Source organism: Sphingorhabdus sp. EL138, assembly GCF_945862485.1.
Lineage (GTDB): Bacteria > Pseudomonadota > Alphaproteobacteria > Sphingomonadales > Sphingomonadaceae > Sphingorhabdus_B.
In genome coordinates this window covers 61,364-76,674 of record NZ_CAMAYF010000007.1, presented here as the reverse complement: position 1 = coordinate 76,674, position 15,311 = coordinate 61,364, and the positions used below count along the sequence as shown (strand labels likewise).

Here is a 15,311-nt window from a genome sequence, read left to right as displayed (position 1 = left end):
GGATATAAATATGAACACCAAACCTGTCCTTTTTGCCGTTGCGATGATGACGCTTCCTATGCTGTCGGGTTGTGGGTCGATGGGGAGCATATTAGGTGGCGATCAGGCCGCTGCCCCCTCGGTTGGCCGCGCTGCGCCATTGGTAGTTCCGCCCGATTTTGCGCTTGAGCCGACGGTGGCCTCCGCCATTCGCCCCGCCGAATCCGGTCAGGAACAGATGCTGGAGACTTTATTCGGCGGCACCGCCACGCGCTCCGCCGCTGAACGTGCGATTTCGACGACGTCGGGCACGTCCGAATTGGGCATCCGCTCATCGGTTGGTGATCCGCAGACCACTACCGTCAATAAAGGCAGCATCACACGCGATATCATTGCCGCGCCCGAAGGCGATGGCCAAACCGCGCAGGCGGTTATTCCGGGTTTATAAACTAAGAGCAGCGCGCCTTTAAGCGCGCACGCTCGCTTCTTCAACGCCGGCGCTATTGTGGCGCAGCGCCTTCAACACAGTTTCGACGATCTGTGGCGCATTGAGGCCGGCTTCGTCATATTGTTTCTGCGGGCTATCATGCTCTTGGAAGATATCAGGTAGGCGCATCGTGCGGATTTTCAGGCCTGTGTCCATGAGGCCGGCGTCGCTGGCCAGCGTTAACACATGCGCGCCAAGGCCGCCAACGGCCGCTTCTTCAACCGTTACGACAACTTCATGCGTGGCAATGAGGTGGCGAACCATTTTTTCGTCCAGGGGCTTGGCAAAGCGCAAGTCAGCAACGGTGGTGCTCAGACCCTTTGCGTCCAGCGTGTCCGCTGCCTTCATCGCTTCGGCCAGACGGGTGCCTAGCGACAGGATCGCGACCTTCTTGCCTTCGCGAACGATACGACCTTTGCCGATTTCGAGCTGCTGCGGCACTTGGGGCAAGGCAACGCCGGTGCCATTTCCACGCGGGTAGCGGAAGGCGATTGGACCGCTGTCGTGCAAAACGGCGGTGTAGGTCATATGGATCAATTCCGCCTCATCCGCGGGCGACATAACGACCATATTTGGTAGCGTCGCAAGATAGGTAATGTCGAACGATCCAGCATGGGTGCTGCCGTCGGCGCCTACCAAACCAGCGCGGTCAATAGCGAAGCGAACGGGCAGGTTCTGGATCGCGACATCGTGCACAACTTGGTCATAAGCGCGTTGCAAAAAAGTCGAATAAATCGCGCAGAAGGGACGCATGCCTTGCGCGGCGAGGCCAGCTGCGAAGGTCACGGCATGCTGTTCCGCGATGCCCACATCGAACGAGCGTTCGGGGTGCGCGGCGGAGAATTTGTCGACGCCAGTCCCACCGGGCATGGCGGCGGTTATGGCACAGATTTTGGGATCAGTTTCCGCAAGCTTTGCGAGCGTTTCACCAAACACATTTTGATAAGCAGGCGGGCCGCCACCGGGACCCTTGTCTTGCTTGCCGGTGATGACATCGAATTTCACGACGCCATGATATTTGTCGGCAGCGGCTTCAGCAGGGGCATAACCCTTGCCCTTTTGCGTGACGACATGGATCAGCACCGGACCTTCGGCATTGTCGCGGACATTTTCGAGGACTGGGATCAGCTGGTCCAGATTATGGCCGTCAATGGGGCCGACATAATAAAAGCCAAGCTCTTCGAACAAGGTTCCGCCCATCGCCATACCACGTGCGAATTCTTCGGCCTTTGATGCGGCCGAATAAATGCGGCGCGATAGGCGCTTGGCGACCTTGCTCGCAAGGCTACGCAGGCCCAGATACTCGCTCGATGACACGAGCCGTGACAAATAAGCCGACAGGCCTCCGACGGGCGGCGCGATCGACATGTCATTGTCGTTCAGGATAACGACTAATCGGTTTCCTGCGGCTTGCGCATTGTTCATCGCCTCATACGCCATGCCAGCAGACATGGACCCATCGCCAATAACGGCAATAGCTTTGCCGGACTTGCCAGCAATCTTGTTGGCGACAGCGAAGCCCAAAGCTGCGGAAATCGATGTTGAGCTATGTGCCGCGCCGAACGGATCATATTCGCTCTCGCTGCGCTTCGTGAAGCCCGAGAGCCCCCCGCCAGTGCGGATCGTGCGGATGCGATCGCGGCGCCCGGTGAGGATTTTATGCGGATAGCATTGATGGCCTACATCCCAGACCAACCGGTCATCGGGCGTGTTGAAAACATAATGGATGGCGGTGGTCAATTCCACAACGCCGAGCCCCGCGCCCAAATGGCCGCCTGTCACCGAAACGGCAGAAATGGTTTCGGCGCGCAATTCTTCGGCAAGCTGGCGAAGCTGCGATGCTGCAAGTTTGCGAAGGTCCGAGGGCACTTTAACCGTATCAAGTAACGGCGTGTCAGGCGAATGTGTCATGCTTTAAGCTTAGCGGTGTTTTATCGGGCTGTCGAACGGGTAATTGCGGTTACATCAATCACAATCAGCACATTTTCCACGCACTTCGATGACGGGACGCACTTGCGCAAAGCCAGCATGCTCAGCCGCTGCACGCACGCTCATGGTCAGTGCATCATCGTCAATATGCGTTGCCGTGCCGCAGCTGTCGCAGATCAGGAAGATGCAGTCATGCAAGCATCCCGGGTGCGAGTTAGCGATATAGGCATTGGCACTTTCCACGCGGCGCGCGAGGTTCGTCGTCACAAACAGGTCCAAGATACGATAGACGCTGTTGGGGGCAACGCGTTTGCCGCGCCTTTGCGACACGAGGTCAGCAATATCATAAGCCGACGCAGGCTTTTCAAAGGTTGCTAGCACTGCGAAAATATCTGACCGCATATCGGTCCATTGTTCGCCAGCTTCGACAAGCGCGGCTTCCGCGGCTTGCGCAAGCGATGCGCCTGCATGCTCATGATGGTGATGTGCTGCCATGATACCGATGTAGGCGCTGGCATGCGGCGGGTCAATCACCGCGCGATTGTAGTTCCGCCTCTGGCCCGATGGTTAAGCAAATGGCCAAGTCCCAGAAGGACAACGCCAATTACCGTCCAAGCGATTTCCATAGCACCATGTGGCAGCGTCAGTGCGCCGCCCATCATGCCGATACCCAGCGCGCCGACAAAGGCGGGCAAGAACAAGCCATGTGCACGGAACCCCTGGCCCAATGCTAAAACACCTAGGAGGATAGCGAGCACAAGCCCGGCCTCATGAATCATGGGGTTCAATAAAGCGCCGCCCGCTGACGCAAGAATGGTCAGCAAAGCCATGGTGATAAGGCAATGCAACAGGCACAGTCCGGCGATGCTCAGGCCAAGCCCGTCCCAACACCATTTTTGCCATACTTGTGCCATGACTCGATCACTACACTGATTCGATGCACGTTACAACATTACATCGTTAAATTGCAGCTGGGTTAACAATTTTTGCAACCTCCTTTGCTTGCGACAATCGGCATTAAGCGGCATATCAGTCCGCATGGATACTGCGCTCAACCCACATCCCGCGTCCGAAACCCAATCCGCACGACCTGCTGCCTTGATCAACTGGCTCATGTGTGTCGCTGCCTTGGTCTTTGCAATGGTCGTTGTCGGCGGGATTACGCGTCTAACCGAATCGGGATTATCGATCACCGAATGGAAACCCATTACCGGTACGCTTCCTCCGATGAGTGAGGCCGCTTGGATATCGGAATTTGATAAATATAAGCAGATCCCCGAATATACCGAGATTAACGGCCCCGCCGGCATGACCATGGCCGAATTCAAATTCATCTATTTCTGGGAATGGGTGCACCGCTTGCTTGGACGCGTCATTGGCCTGGCCTTTGCACTTCCACTGGCATGGTTTTGGGTAAAGCAAGCCATTCCAGCTGGGTATAAGCCGCGTTTGCTTGCGTTGCTGGCCTTGGGCGGGCTTCAGGGTACGATTGGTTGGTGGATGGTGTCTTCCGGCCTTTCGGCGCGCACCGACGTCAGCCATTATCGCCTAGCCGTCCATTTGCTCACCGCTTTTGTCATTCTTGGTGGACTGGTTTGGACCGCGCTCGACTTAAAGGCACTGGTCAAAAACACATCCGCGAAGCCCGCGAAAATCACCCTCTTTACGGCATCGGTTTTTGCGATCCTATTTGTCCAGATGCTGTTTGGTGCGTGGGTCGCAGGGTTGAACGCGGGTTATGTTTCTAACACTTGGCCCTTGATGAACGACCGGTTGTATCCAGAGGGTGTAGATACCGCCAAAGGCGTTTTCTATGCTTTGGTGAACGACCCCTATCTTACGCATTTCGTTCATCGGTGGTGGGCTTGGGTCGCGGTGATTGCCTTGATCTTGCTGTCGCGCCGCGTCAAGAAAACTGGCGCTCGCAGCGCATCCATTGCCATCCACATCACTTTTGGTGCTCAAATCATCTTGGGCATTGCGACCGTTATGACCGGCGTAAACATCGTGCTGGCGGTATCGCATCAGGCGGTCGGCGCTTTGCTGGTCGCATCCACCGTGTGGGGCGCGCATATATTAGGACGCGAAGCAGTATAATTCGAAGAGGTATTATTATACCCGCCATAAAACCCCTGCTTTTGCTTGACTGACGGGGCTTTCGTCGCCATTGGCTCCGCTTCGCATGTGGGTCAGTAATGATTCTACATATCTACAAAATTTCGAAAGGTGCGATTAGCGATGAAAACGCTATCCAGAGTTACGAAATCGATCCGTCCACAGGACGTCGAGAAATCGTGGATCCTCATTGACGCAGAAGGTTTGGTTGTTGGTCGTGTGGCCAGCCTTATCGCCAACATCCTGCGTGGTAAGACCAAGCCAAGCTACACCCCACATGTGGATTGCGGCGACCATGTTGTTGTCATCAATGCGGACAAGGTGAAGTTCACCGGCAAGAAATTGACCGACAAGGTCTATTATCGCCACACTGGTTACATCGGCGGTATCAAGGGTATCACTGCTGGCAAGGTGCTGGATAGCAAATTCCCCGAGCGCGTCCTTGAAAAGGCTGTTGAGCGGATGGTTCCCCGCGGTCCTTTGGGTCGTGCGCAAATGCGCGCGCTGCATTTGTACAATGGCACTGAGCATCCACATGCCGGCCAACAACCAAAGACGCTCGACGTCGCTTCCATGAACCGCAAGAATAAGGTGGGTGCATAATGTCTGATACTGCAACTTCGCTCGCTGATCTCGAAACCTTGGGCGCTGACGTTCAAGCACCCGCACAGATCGCTGCTGTCATTCGTGAACAGGAAATTGACGCGCAAGGCCGCGCTTATGCAACTGGCCGTCGCAAGGACGCGGTTGCCCGCGTATGGTTGAAGCCTGGCACTGGCAAGATTGTCGTCAATGGCCGCGACCAAGAAATCTATTTTGCACGTCCTTCGCTGCGTCTCGTTATCAACCAACCGTTCGGCGTTACCGAGCGTACCGGTCAGTATGATGTTATCGCAACCGTCAAGGGCGGTGGTCTTTCGGGCCAAGCCGGCGCAGTAAAGCACGGCATCGCGCAAGCACTGTCGAAATATGAGCCAATGCTGCGCAGCGCCGTGAAGTCGGAAGGTTTCCTGACTCGCGACAGCCGCGTGGTCGAGCGTAAGAAATACGGCAAGGCCAAGGCGCGTAAGAGCTTCCAATTCTCGAAGCGTTAATCATACTCAGGAATGCGTGGGTCAATTTTATGGCCTACACAAAAAAGGCGGCTCCATTGGGGTCGCCTTTTTCGTTGTGGGCCAGCACTTTCACAGGCAAATACAGCGGATGATCAAATATAATTTTATTGCACTGCTACTCGCGCTGGTTGGTTCAGGTCTATGGTTCTGGAGCAAGACGGATCCGCAAAAGCTGGATTTCGCAGACCGGATGGCACCTGGGCCTGCCGAGTATCACAAAGCCCCCCTGACGAATGTCGCATATGGCGATGACGCGCGGCAAAAGCTTGATATCTACCTGCCGAAGCCAAATGCCGTTGGCGGTTCTGCGGTGCTGATCTTTTTCCATGGCGGCTCTTGGCGTGATGGCGAACGCGAAGGCTACGGCTTTTTGGGCCGCGCTTTTGCCGCGCGGGGTTTTGTCACGGTCATTGCCGATTATCGCAAAGCACCGCGCGTCCGCTTTCCCGCCTTTGTCGAGGATACGGCAGCGGCTATTGCTTGGGTACATGCAAATATCGCCAAGCATAATGGTGATGCAGAACGCATCTTCGTCATGGGGCATAGTGCGGGCGCCCACATCGCCATGATGACAGCGCTTGATCCGCAATGGCTGGCAGCGAAAAATCTCACGCCAGATGTGATCAAAGGGGTCATTGGCCTAGCCGGACCCTATGATTTCCTGCCGCTGACGACCAAATCGTCACAAATTGCCTTGGGGCAGTGGCCCGACCTGACGGAAACGCAACCGATCACTTTTGCGCGCGCGGATGCCCCGCCCCTGTTGCTGCTGACAGGCGACAAAGACACTGTCGTAAAGCCGCGTAACAGCAAAATTCTATCGGCAAAAATTCAAGCGCTCGGTGGACAGCAGCAACTGCAGATCTATCCTGATGTGGACCACGCGGATATCATCATGGCCGTCGCGCGTCCGTTCCGTCAAAAGGCACCCGTTGTCGCTGATGTTGTGAACTTCATAAACGCCCGCTGACATCTAAACCCCCCTTTGGGTGGCTTATGGTTGGCGCGTAGCCAATACGTCATAATGCTTCCCGCGACCCAAAGTCTCGAAATGGGTAAAGCCACCGCTTTCCAAAATTGCACGCAAGCTTTCGGCATCGCTCCATTTCGCATCGACTTCGTAAAACACCGATTCGATGCGCGATAGAAAACGCGACTTGACCAACTCTACCATGACTGCGGCTTCATGCCCTTCGACATCGACTTTGATCACCAACATTTCGGGATCGCCAAGCAGATCATCGAAAGCTGCCATATTGATGGTAGTGATGTCCAAACCATCTGCGCCGTCATTACGTAGCGAGGCAAGCCCGCTATGCGCGGCATCAAAGACGATTTTTGCCGTTCCCGCTTGGTTTGACAGGGCGGCTTGCACTGCTTGGACTTTATCTTGCAGCTTATTGGCGTTGATATTCTGGCTCAGCCGCTCAAAAGTGTCCGGCACTGGCTCAAGCGCAATCGCGCGTGTGCAATGGGGGTTCTGTCCGGCAATTAGACTGTACAGGCCTTGGTTCGCACCAATGTCTAAGAAGACGAACGGCCGCGAAAGGCCTTTCAGATAATCGGACAGGCCGTGCCCATAGACGGCGAAGCGGCAGTAAATGAATGTGCGGTCGCGCCAGTTTGTTTTCATCAGCACGCCATAGCTGGAGCGGCTAAAACCAGTGCCTTCGCCGCCAAGCCTTGCCCGCAATTTGGCATATGGCAGAAACACAGCTTTTTTCAGCTGCTTTATAAGGAAATCTGCGCTTGTCATTTCTATTCCCCCGGCCCGAACATGGGCGCGTAATCACATCCCGCTGCCTGGCGCAAGGCGGGATTGGTTATAGCTCCAAATCAACAGGCTTAGAAGAACCAGGCTTTGCAATACACCATGCACGCCAGCACCATTAAGGCCGAACCACCAAATCATCAACGGCAGCACCGGCAACATGCCTACATTGCTAGCTAAATTGGCGCGGGCACTGATCCAGGGTCGTCCTTGCGCGGTGAGCGCCGCCGATAAAGTCGGCATGCCTGCAATCATCGCCCGACCAAGTAGGACTAGGATAAGCAGCGACGCGCCGCCAGCAAAGCTTGCACCGCCAAGCAGCACCAGAACTTCTCCGGCGAACAGGCACATGATGGCTGCAGCCAGCAATGCCATGCCCGTTGCGAACATCGCCGAACGCCGGACAGCTTTTCCAGCAGCCTTGTCATCGCCGCTAATCAACAGGCGGGTTACAACCGGATAGGCTGCCTCCCCCAACATTTGTGCGGGTTGAATCAGAATGGCGCTTGCTCTTTGTACAAGGGCATATAGCCCCGCTGCGGCTGGTCCGAGCATCCAGCCAATGATTAAGGGGGTCGCCTTGGGGGCAATATCCCGCAAGGTGAGGTCGAGGTTCGTTGTCGCAATGAAGCGCACGATACCCGGATTGTCGCGCCGTGTGCCCTTTAATGTCGGCCGCCCATCTGCGCCGATGGCCAGATGACGCGTGCCAACCCAGCATAAGACCCACATCGAAAGGCCCTCGGCAATCGCTGCGGCTAGCCATACCCATAAAAATGCAACCAGCCCGCCGCCTGTAAACAAAATGGCCAGCGCCCCCACCAAACGAACCAATGGCATGACGACAGGATGCAGACCGATGAGGTCAAAGCGTTCGGCCAATTGAAGCAAACCCTGTGGCGTGGCCCGAACCGTGGCGAGAATGGCCAGGCAATACAGCCCGCCAAACTGAATGGCTTGCGGGCTCCACCCTAATGATGCCCCGACCCATGGGACCAGCAACATCGCCACGCCAATGGCCACAACGGCCATGCCGAGTTCAATAAGGGCAAGTAACAACACAAGATTACGAAACTGTGTAGGTGCGCCCCGGTTGAGCGCCTCTGCGCCATAGCGCACCATGCCGTGGAAGCCTGAAAATGCGATGGTCCCACCCATCAGCGTCGCAAAACCGTGCACCAAATTGAGCACACCATATTGTTCGACCCCAAGGATTCGGGCGGCGATAGCAATCGAACCAAGGCTGATGATGCCAGCCGCCGCCTTGCCCGAAAGCAGTCGGCCCATATTCCCGGCGATGCGGCGCAGTGGCGCATGGGCAGATACGGGCGATTGGGGCGCTTCTTCAGCCAATCGCTTGATTCAGATAATCGATGATTGCTGCCGCTGCGCGCACCGATGCAGGCGCGTCGGTGACCGAAAAACTGTCCTCCAATACGGCACGCTGTGCATCGCAGTACGAAGCCTGCGATGCAAAGGCCGTATCCACAGCACCGATAATGTCTCTTGCGTCCGTCTTCACAGGTCCGGTTGTCCAGTGACGGTAATTAGGATTCCCCTGCCATTGAGTATCATGGGCATCTAAAAAAAGGCATGGCCGCGGGCGATTCAGAAACTCATAGACCTGACTGCTCACATCGCCCAGATACAGGTCAGCGGCGTTGGTATAGGTCATGTCTGTGCAGGCCGGGCTGCCCAAATCCATTAACATATGCGGTGCATCATTATATCGGGGATCAGGCTTTTTGGCGGACGCGATCGACAGCCTATCAATTGTGACTGTCCATGGCCGCGCAAACAGCATGACATGCGGCGCAAAAATAAGATTGTAGCGGTCACTTTGGTAGAACTGCTCCAACACCTCTGCACCGAATTTGAACCAGCTTGAAAGATGCGGCGAAGGGTGGGGGTTGTATAAAATGGTCCGGCGATCAGATGCTGGGAATAGCGGTTTTTGTTCGGGCAATATGATATCGAATTTCGCATATCCCGTGATGCGGATTTTTTCCGGCGGGACCGCTGCATCACAGACAAGGCGGTCGCGGATTTTTTCGCCAGACACCAAAATGAGGTCGAACTGTGCGCTTTCCGCATTGAACCCAATCGCCCGGTCGCCGGCACCATGGCGTGTGTGGATGAACTTTACATCCTTCAAGCCATAACGCGTTTTCAGAATGAGGCTGGATTTTTCCGACACCACCAGCGCGTCAAACTGCCTAAAAAAGTCGAGATTGTCGCGGTAGACGAGAAGTTTCCGCGCCGGCACCAGATGGTCGAATGCCCGGACAAGCAGTTGCGACACAGTCGATTTGGTCTGCAGCGGCACAATTTTCATGCCCTCTAGTGAGGCGCCGCTCAATCTGCGGATTTCGGTCTCCACCAACATGCTGGTAACGGCCAGCGTTACATCGGCAACACCGCTTTTGGCCATCTGCAATGCAATTGGCAGACTATGCGCAATCTGATGCGTTTGATCATGGTTGAACAGGAAACAGATTTTTTGCACGTGCTTTAATGCCCTTTAGCGCTTGAAAAGTCACGCACTTGCCAATTTTTTTGTGCTGCCAACTGGCGCATCTTTGCCGATGGGTTGACGAGATAGGCCGCATCTGCCCAATCCAGCAAAGGTGCGTCACTGGCATGGTCTGAATACACTGAAACATGACAGTCTTCGCGTTTTAGACCCTGTGCATCAAACCATGTTCTGACCATTTTCAACTTTTCCGGGCCATAGCAATTTTCGCCATCAATGAAGTGGCAGGTTCTGCCGTTGGGAAGCAATCTATGCCGTGTTGCCACAACAGCATCAAACCCCATCAGCTCACCAATTTTATTGGCATAAAATGCGGGTGCAGCTGTTGCTATCAATAGTTTCTGGCTTTGGCTTCGGTCATTATCAATAGATTTGGCTGCGCCGGCTTGAATGTCGGTCAAAACGGCTTCGGACACGAAATTTGTCACCACTTCAGAGAGGTTAGCAGTATCCAAATTACGTCCCATGAACATGCTTATACCAAATTGCTTCAATGGCTTGCGACCATAAAAGCCCATGCGGTATCCGATTAAGGCCATGATCCATATGGGAAGCCCGACGAGCCGAAGAGGCGCCGTCCGCCGTGCGTAATACAGCAGAAAGCGGGTGAAGGTCGGGCTGCGCGTGATGGTTTTGTCGAGATCATATATTGCAATATTCATATTTGATGGCCAAGTCCCGCCTCAAGGTGCAGTCAGACTAATCGACGAACCTTTCTGATTTTTCGCGTTTAGGAGAAGCGACTTGCAAGCGCAATGGACCTGCATCATCCTTGCCGGACAGCGGCCCGGCCCTGATAGGCTTGCCCAGCATTTTGGCCTTGAACACAAGGCCTTAGTTCCGGTCTGTGGCGAACCGATGATTGGCCATGTCGTCCGCACGCTGCATTTGTCACCGCACATCGATAAAGTTGTCATATTGTCGCAAGACATAGAGCATCTGCGCCTCGCCGTTGACGCGGCCGGCGGCGCCATTTTGGTAGAAAGCCAGAACAGCATTTCATTGAGTGTCAAAGCGCAGGCCGAGACCTTGGGTTTTTCTTCGCCCTTATTGGTGACCACGGCCGACCACCCCATGTTGACCGTAGAGATGATCGACGAATTTGTGCGCCATGCGGATGGTGATGTTGCGGTCGGGATGGTGGAACGCCAAAATATGCTAAAGCGGTTTCCGGATGCGCAGCGAACCTGGCTGCGCTTTTCCGACGGCGCGTGGTCCGGTGCCAATCTGTTTGCGCTGATGACCCAGAAGTCATCGTTTGCGCTCGAATTATGGGCCGATGCCGAGCAGGATCGAAAAAAGGCGTGGCGGCTATTTCTGCATTTTGGTCTGCTTTTGGCGGTGCGTGCGCTGACCCGCACCATTGGCTTGCATCAGGCGATGGAGCAGGCCGGGAAGCGGCTTGGTTTAGACGCAAAGCTGGTTCCCATGTCCGACCCCGTTGCCGCCATCGATGTCGACAAGCTGAGCGATCATATTCAAGCAGAAAAAATCATGACCGAACGCGAAGCACTGGGCGGTCATACCGCCGCAGCTTGACTAACGGCCCATTTTCTTTTGCCGACGCCGCTGCACCGAAGAACCAATGCCCATAGCCTCACGATATTTGGCAACCGTCCGGCGGGCAATGTCAAAGCCCTTTGCCGTCAGCAGCTCGACCAACGTATCGTCCGAAAGAATTTTATCGCCCTCGGCCTCAATCAGCGATTTGATGTGGCTTTTGACGGCTTCGGCGGACGCGCCTTCGCCATCGGCCGACTGAACACCGGACGAAAAGAAATATTTGAGGTCAAATAGCCCGCGTCCACAGTGCAGATATTTGTTACTCGTTACCCGGCTGACGGTAGATTCATGCATTTCAATAGCATCGGCGACCTGGCGCAGCGTCAAGGGCCGCAAATACGCAACACCGCGCCGGAAAAAGCCATCTTGCTGCTTTACGATTTCGGTCGCGACTTTGACGATCGTGCGTTGCCGTTGGTCCATGGCCTTGATCAACCAATTGGCATCGGCCATGCAATCGCTGAGCCACGCCTTGGTAGCCTTGTCCTGCCCAAGCTCCGCCACATAGCTTCGGTTGATCAGCAAGCGGGGTAAGTTAGCGCTGTTCAATTCAATCGACCAGCCATCACCACGTTGTGTCACATAGATATCCGGGGTTACAGCCATGCTGTCTTCGCTCTCGAAATGGCACCCCGGCTTTGGATCATAGCCGCGCAGTTCAATCAGCATATCGCGCAAATCTTCGTCATCGACGCGGCACATGCGTTTCAATTGGTCAAAAGCGCCCTTGGCCACCAGATCGAGATTGTCGATGAGCCTTGCCATACATGGGTCATAGCGGTCCGCTTCTTTGGCCTGAAGCGCAAGGCACTCGGCAAGATTGCGCGCGCCAACCCCCGTCGGGTCAAAGCGCTGAAGCGCGGTCAGCGCAGCTTCTGCTTCGGATAGGGGTATGCCAAGGCGCTGCGCCATAGCCAGCAAATCTTCACCCACATAACCTGTGGGTTCAATATGCTCGATAATCTGTTGAACCAGAAAAAGCGGATGCCCCGAAAGGCTTGCACCCGCCTGCGCCATTAAATGCTCACGCAAATTTACATCGCGTGCAGCAAAGCTCTCGAAATCTGGGCCGTCGCCCTCAAAACCGCCGCTGGACATCGCGCTGCCCGACAGGCCAAGCATCCCGTCTGCGCCGCCCACACTGTCGGATGGCGCATCATGATGGAAGGTCTCCGCACCAAAATCGACGTCAAGCGCGTCAGAGGCGGCATGGCTGTCATTGCCCAATATCTCGTCACTGCCGCGTTCGTTGCTCTCTGTTATTGTAGCTTGCACCAATTCATCAAGCGGCGTGTCTGATATGGAATCGCCGCCGCCCGCATCAAGCACTGGGTTGCGTTCGATCTCTTCGGTGATGAAAGCTTCGATTTCGAGAGACGAAAGCGCCAATAACTTAATCGCTTGCTGTAACTGCGGCGTCATGACCAGCGACTGGCTTTGGCGAAGGTCGAGGCGCGGAGCTAATGCCATGAAGTTAGGCCGTGGACTCACAAATATAGCCTTCGAGGTTTGAGGCCATTTTGTTCAGTGCAAGGCGCGCTTTGCCAACGCAGTTATGGACAAAATGGGTTAAATCCGAAGGACGCCAAAATGGCTTCGATCTCACAGCAAAATGCCCTTGCAGGCAGAATAACTGCCTGCGGCGGACATTTTGCTGCGATATCTTTGCCATTTTGGTGCCTCGAAGGTGATATTTGTGGGTCCACGGCCTAGAGTGTAGTCATATCCTCCAAATCACATTGAAAAGCTTTCGCCCAGATATAGGCGGCGGACATTGGGATCGGCGACCAGCGCCTCTGGTGATCCGGCAAATAGAACCTGACCGCCGTAAATGATGCAGGCACGGTCAACGATATCCAATGTTTCCCGCACATTATGGTCCGTGATGAGCACGCCAATGCCTCGGGTCTTCAATTCCTTAACAAGATCACGAATGTCAGAGATCGAAATTGGATCAATGCCGGCAAAGGGTTCGTCAAGTAGCATGATCGACGGGTTCGCGGCCAGTGCGCGGGCGATCTCGCACCGCCGACGCTCTCCGCCAGACAAGGCCATGGCAGGCGCGCTACGCAAACGGGTCAGGCCAAATTCGTCCAGCAGTTTTTCCAGCCGCTCATCGCGCGATTCGGCGTCGGGTTCCGACATTTCGAGAACCGCGCTGATATTCTGTTCAACCGTCATCCCGCGAAATATAGACGTTTCCTGCGGCAGATAGCCAAGCCCCAAAATGGCGCGGCGATACATTGGCAGCTTGGTAATATCAGCGCCATCGAGCGTGATACGGCCGCTATCGGGTTTAACCAGCCCCATGATCGAGTAAAAACAAGTTGTCTTGCCCGCGCCATTGGGACCAAGCAGGCCGACCACTTCGCCCTTTGCCACGGACAGCGAGACATCCGTCAGAACGGCGCGCTTGTCATAGCTTTTGGCGATTGACAAAACGCCCAACCCCGATTGCATACCCGCATCAGTGGTCGCATCAGCAGCAGGTGGGGTGGCCGTTATGCTTTCCATATTCAATATCCGCCTGCAATGATGCTTTTGTTTTCTGTATGATAGCTAGTGAATAGCGAAGCATTTTGCAATTGGCATGGTTCATGCTGCACTGAATAATTTACAACTTTGGCTCAAGCCTAATTTTTGCGTTGCGGAACGCTGAAGGTGCCAGTGACCCTGCCGCCCAGATTTGTTGAGCCGGCCGCCCCGCCGCCACCGTTGATTGTCGAGCGGCCAGCGTTCAGGTCAATGACCAATCGGCCACCGGTGAGACGATTACTGCCTTGCAAGAGGTTCACATTGCCGATCAGCGTGATCAGGCTAGAGTCGAGATCATATATAGCGGAATTGCTGGTTGCGCGCAGGTTATCCTTGGTTATCATCACGCCGCCTGTGGCATCCAAGCGGTTCACATCAACGCCGTTATTGCTGGAATATGCTGCGGTCACACGATTTGCCTTCAGCGTAAGCCCGGCTTGTATCGCTGTTACTCCCCCAGACAGCACCACTCGGTCTGCGCGGTCCTGCAACTCCATAGACGCGGCCGAAAAATCGACAGGGGCGTTGCTATCATGATTGCGAATGCTTTGCGCCGTCGAAGCCGTGGACAGCATGCTCATGCCAGCAATAGCTGCGCACAGGCCAAAGTAGAGAGAACGGATAGTCATTGCGCGTTCACTTAATCGCATTCTGGTCGATACGCAAACGAACACCGCCATCCAGACGCACAATACGCGTGTCGAGATCCGCGCGCAGCCGCCCCGCATGGAATGTGCCCACTTTCGTCCGACCGCTAACAGGACCAAAGCTTTGCATCGAACGATTTTTCAGCGATAGTTCTACATTGCTGGCGACCATGTCATAGCCCGTCGATTCAACAGCCAAGGGACCGTTCACGCGCATCGTTTCTTTATTCAGGTCATAAACCCCGCGCTGCGCGATGATTGAAGCAGGTCCGTCATTTAACATTATCCGGCCCGACAAGGATGTCATGTCCAAGACAGGATTGGCAGATGTTTTCTGCACTGCGCTGCCAGCGCGTAAGGAAAAAGGACGGCCTTTACTGTCATCGCCGCGATATAATGCCTCAACGACGCGCAGCCGCTCGCGTGACAGGTCTACTTCATCCTTATTCAGTACGAAACTCAGTTCCTGTTTGCCGGTAAAGGGGCTGAATGCTAGCAGCGCCACCAACAGGCCAATGATGATGGGCAACACAAAACGCAGCGCGCGGATTAGGCGGTCATGCTGCCCGCCGGGCATGGCCCAGCGTTGTCTTTGTGTGCGTTCAAGATCGGCTTGTGCTGACATGATAGATGTCTA

The 15,311-nt window shown here is 55.0% G+C and carries 17 protein-coding genes; 6 read left to right on the top strand and 11 right to left on the bottom strand.

Annotated elements, in window-relative coordinates:
• Positions 1-10 precede the first annotated feature (10 nt).
• A complete protein-coding gene (locus tag Q0O33_RS05025) occupies positions 11-427 on the top strand; it encodes a DUF3035 domain-containing protein (protein ID WP_295496874.1) in 417 nt (138 codons plus the stop codon).
• An 18-nt stretch (positions 428-445) separates the two neighbouring features.
• On the opposite strand, the gene dxs is transcribed toward Q0O33_RS05025, so the two are convergent.
• Genes dxs through Q0O33_RS05010 form a run of 3 tightly spaced genes read right to left on the bottom strand, consistent with a single transcriptional unit; the run spans position 446 to position 3,309 of the window.
• Positions 446-2,377 (bottom strand): 1-deoxy-D-xylulose-5-phosphate synthase, encoded by a 1,932-nt coding sequence (gene dxs, locus Q0O33_RS05020; RefSeq protein WP_295496871.1) that lies wholly within the window; start codon positions 2,375-2,377, stop codon positions 446-448.
• Positions 2,378-2,431: 54 nt separating this feature from the next.
• The gene (locus tag Q0O33_RS05015) at positions 2,432-2,890 is read right to left on the bottom strand and encodes a transcriptional repressor (RefSeq protein ID WP_295496933.1); all 459 of its coding nucleotides are present in this window, start codon (positions 2,888-2,890) and stop codon (positions 2,432-2,434) included.
• 35 nt (positions 2,891-2,925) lie between these two features.
• Complete coding sequence (locus tag Q0O33_RS05010) at positions 2,926-3,309, bottom strand: MerC domain-containing protein (RefSeq protein WP_295496869.1); 384 nt, start codon at positions 3,307-3,309, stop codon at positions 2,926-2,928.
• A gap of 124 nt (positions 3,310-3,433) precedes the next feature.
• Here Q0O33_RS05010 and Q0O33_RS05005 point away from each other — a divergent pair, with 124 nt between their 5' ends.
• From Q0O33_RS05005 to Q0O33_RS04990, 4 genes are all read left to right on the top strand, one after another.
• Complete coding sequence (locus Q0O33_RS05005) at positions 3,434-4,492, top strand: COX15/CtaA family protein (protein WP_295496866.1); 1,059 nt, start codon at positions 3,434-3,436, stop codon at positions 4,490-4,492.
• 141 nt (positions 4,493-4,633) lie between these two features.
• The gene (rplM, locus tag Q0O33_RS05000; RefSeq protein WP_125229402.1) at positions 4,634-5,113 is read left to right on the top strand and encodes a 50S ribosomal protein L13; all 480 of its coding nucleotides are present in this window, start codon (positions 4,634-4,636) and stop codon (positions 5,111-5,113) included.
• Positions 5,113-5,604, top strand: a complete 492-nt coding sequence (gene rpsI, locus Q0O33_RS04995; protein WP_295496862.1) for a 30S ribosomal protein S9 — start codon at positions 5,113-5,115, stop codon at positions 5,602-5,604. The genes rplM and rpsI overlap by 1 nt, the downstream gene beginning before the upstream one ends.
• A 109-nt stretch (positions 5,605-5,713) precedes the next feature.
• Positions 5,714-6,595, top strand: coding sequence for an alpha/beta hydrolase (locus tag Q0O33_RS04990; RefSeq protein ID WP_295496858.1), 882 nt, complete (start codon positions 5,714-5,716; stop codon positions 6,593-6,595).
• A gap of 24 nt (positions 6,596-6,619) precedes the next feature.
• Here Q0O33_RS04990 and Q0O33_RS04985 read toward each other — a convergent pair whose 3' ends face one another.
• From Q0O33_RS04985 to Q0O33_RS04970, 4 genes are read right to left on the bottom strand one after another with little or no spacing between them, the layout of a single operon-like run.
• Complete coding sequence (locus Q0O33_RS04985) at positions 6,620-7,381, bottom strand: FkbM family methyltransferase (RefSeq protein ID WP_295496855.1); 762 nt, start codon at positions 7,379-7,381, stop codon at positions 6,620-6,622.
• A 33-nt stretch (positions 7,382-7,414) separates the two neighbouring features.
• Complete coding sequence (locus tag Q0O33_RS04980) at positions 7,415-8,749, bottom strand: lipopolysaccharide biosynthesis protein (protein ID WP_295496853.1); 1,335 nt, start codon at positions 8,747-8,749, stop codon at positions 7,415-7,417.
• On the bottom strand, positions 8,742-9,902 hold the full coding sequence (locus tag Q0O33_RS04975) for a hypothetical protein (RefSeq protein WP_295496850.1): 1,161 nt from the start codon (positions 9,900-9,902) through the stop codon (positions 8,742-8,744). The genes Q0O33_RS04980 and Q0O33_RS04975 overlap by 8 nt, the downstream gene beginning before the upstream one ends.
• Positions 9,903-9,907: 5 nt before the next feature.
• A complete protein-coding gene (locus Q0O33_RS04970; RefSeq protein WP_295496848.1) occupies positions 9,908-10,591 on the bottom strand; it encodes an HAD-IB family phosphatase in 684 nt (227 codons plus the stop codon).
• A gap of 82 nt (positions 10,592-10,673) precedes the next feature.
• Between Q0O33_RS04970 and Q0O33_RS04965 the strand changes: the two genes are divergently transcribed.
• A complete protein-coding gene (locus Q0O33_RS04965; RefSeq protein ID WP_295496844.1) occupies positions 10,674-11,468 on the top strand; it encodes a nucleotidyltransferase family protein in 795 nt (264 codons plus the stop codon).
• On the opposite strand, the gene rpoN is transcribed toward Q0O33_RS04965, so the two are convergent.
• From rpoN to lptC, 4 genes are all read right to left on the bottom strand, one after another.
• On the bottom strand, positions 11,469-12,962 hold the full coding sequence (rpoN, locus tag Q0O33_RS04960; protein ID WP_295496841.1) for an RNA polymerase factor sigma-54: 1,494 nt from the start codon (positions 12,960-12,962) through the stop codon (positions 11,469-11,471).
• A gap of 264 nt (positions 12,963-13,226) precedes the next feature.
• Positions 13,227-13,952, bottom strand: coding sequence for an LPS export ABC transporter ATP-binding protein (gene lptB / locus Q0O33_RS04955; protein WP_295496929.1), 726 nt, complete (start codon positions 13,950-13,952; stop codon positions 13,227-13,229).
• A gap of 173 nt (positions 13,953-14,125) precedes the next feature.
• Positions 14,126-14,608 (bottom strand): LptA/OstA family protein, encoded by a 483-nt coding sequence (locus Q0O33_RS04950; protein WP_295496926.1) that lies wholly within the window; start codon positions 14,606-14,608, stop codon positions 14,126-14,128.
• Positions 14,609-14,663: 55 nt separating this feature from the next.
• Positions 14,664-15,299, bottom strand: coding sequence for an LPS export ABC transporter periplasmic protein LptC (lptC, locus tag Q0O33_RS04945; protein ID WP_295496838.1), 636 nt, complete (start codon positions 15,297-15,299; stop codon positions 14,664-14,666).
• Positions 15,300-15,311 lie beyond the last annotated feature (12 nt).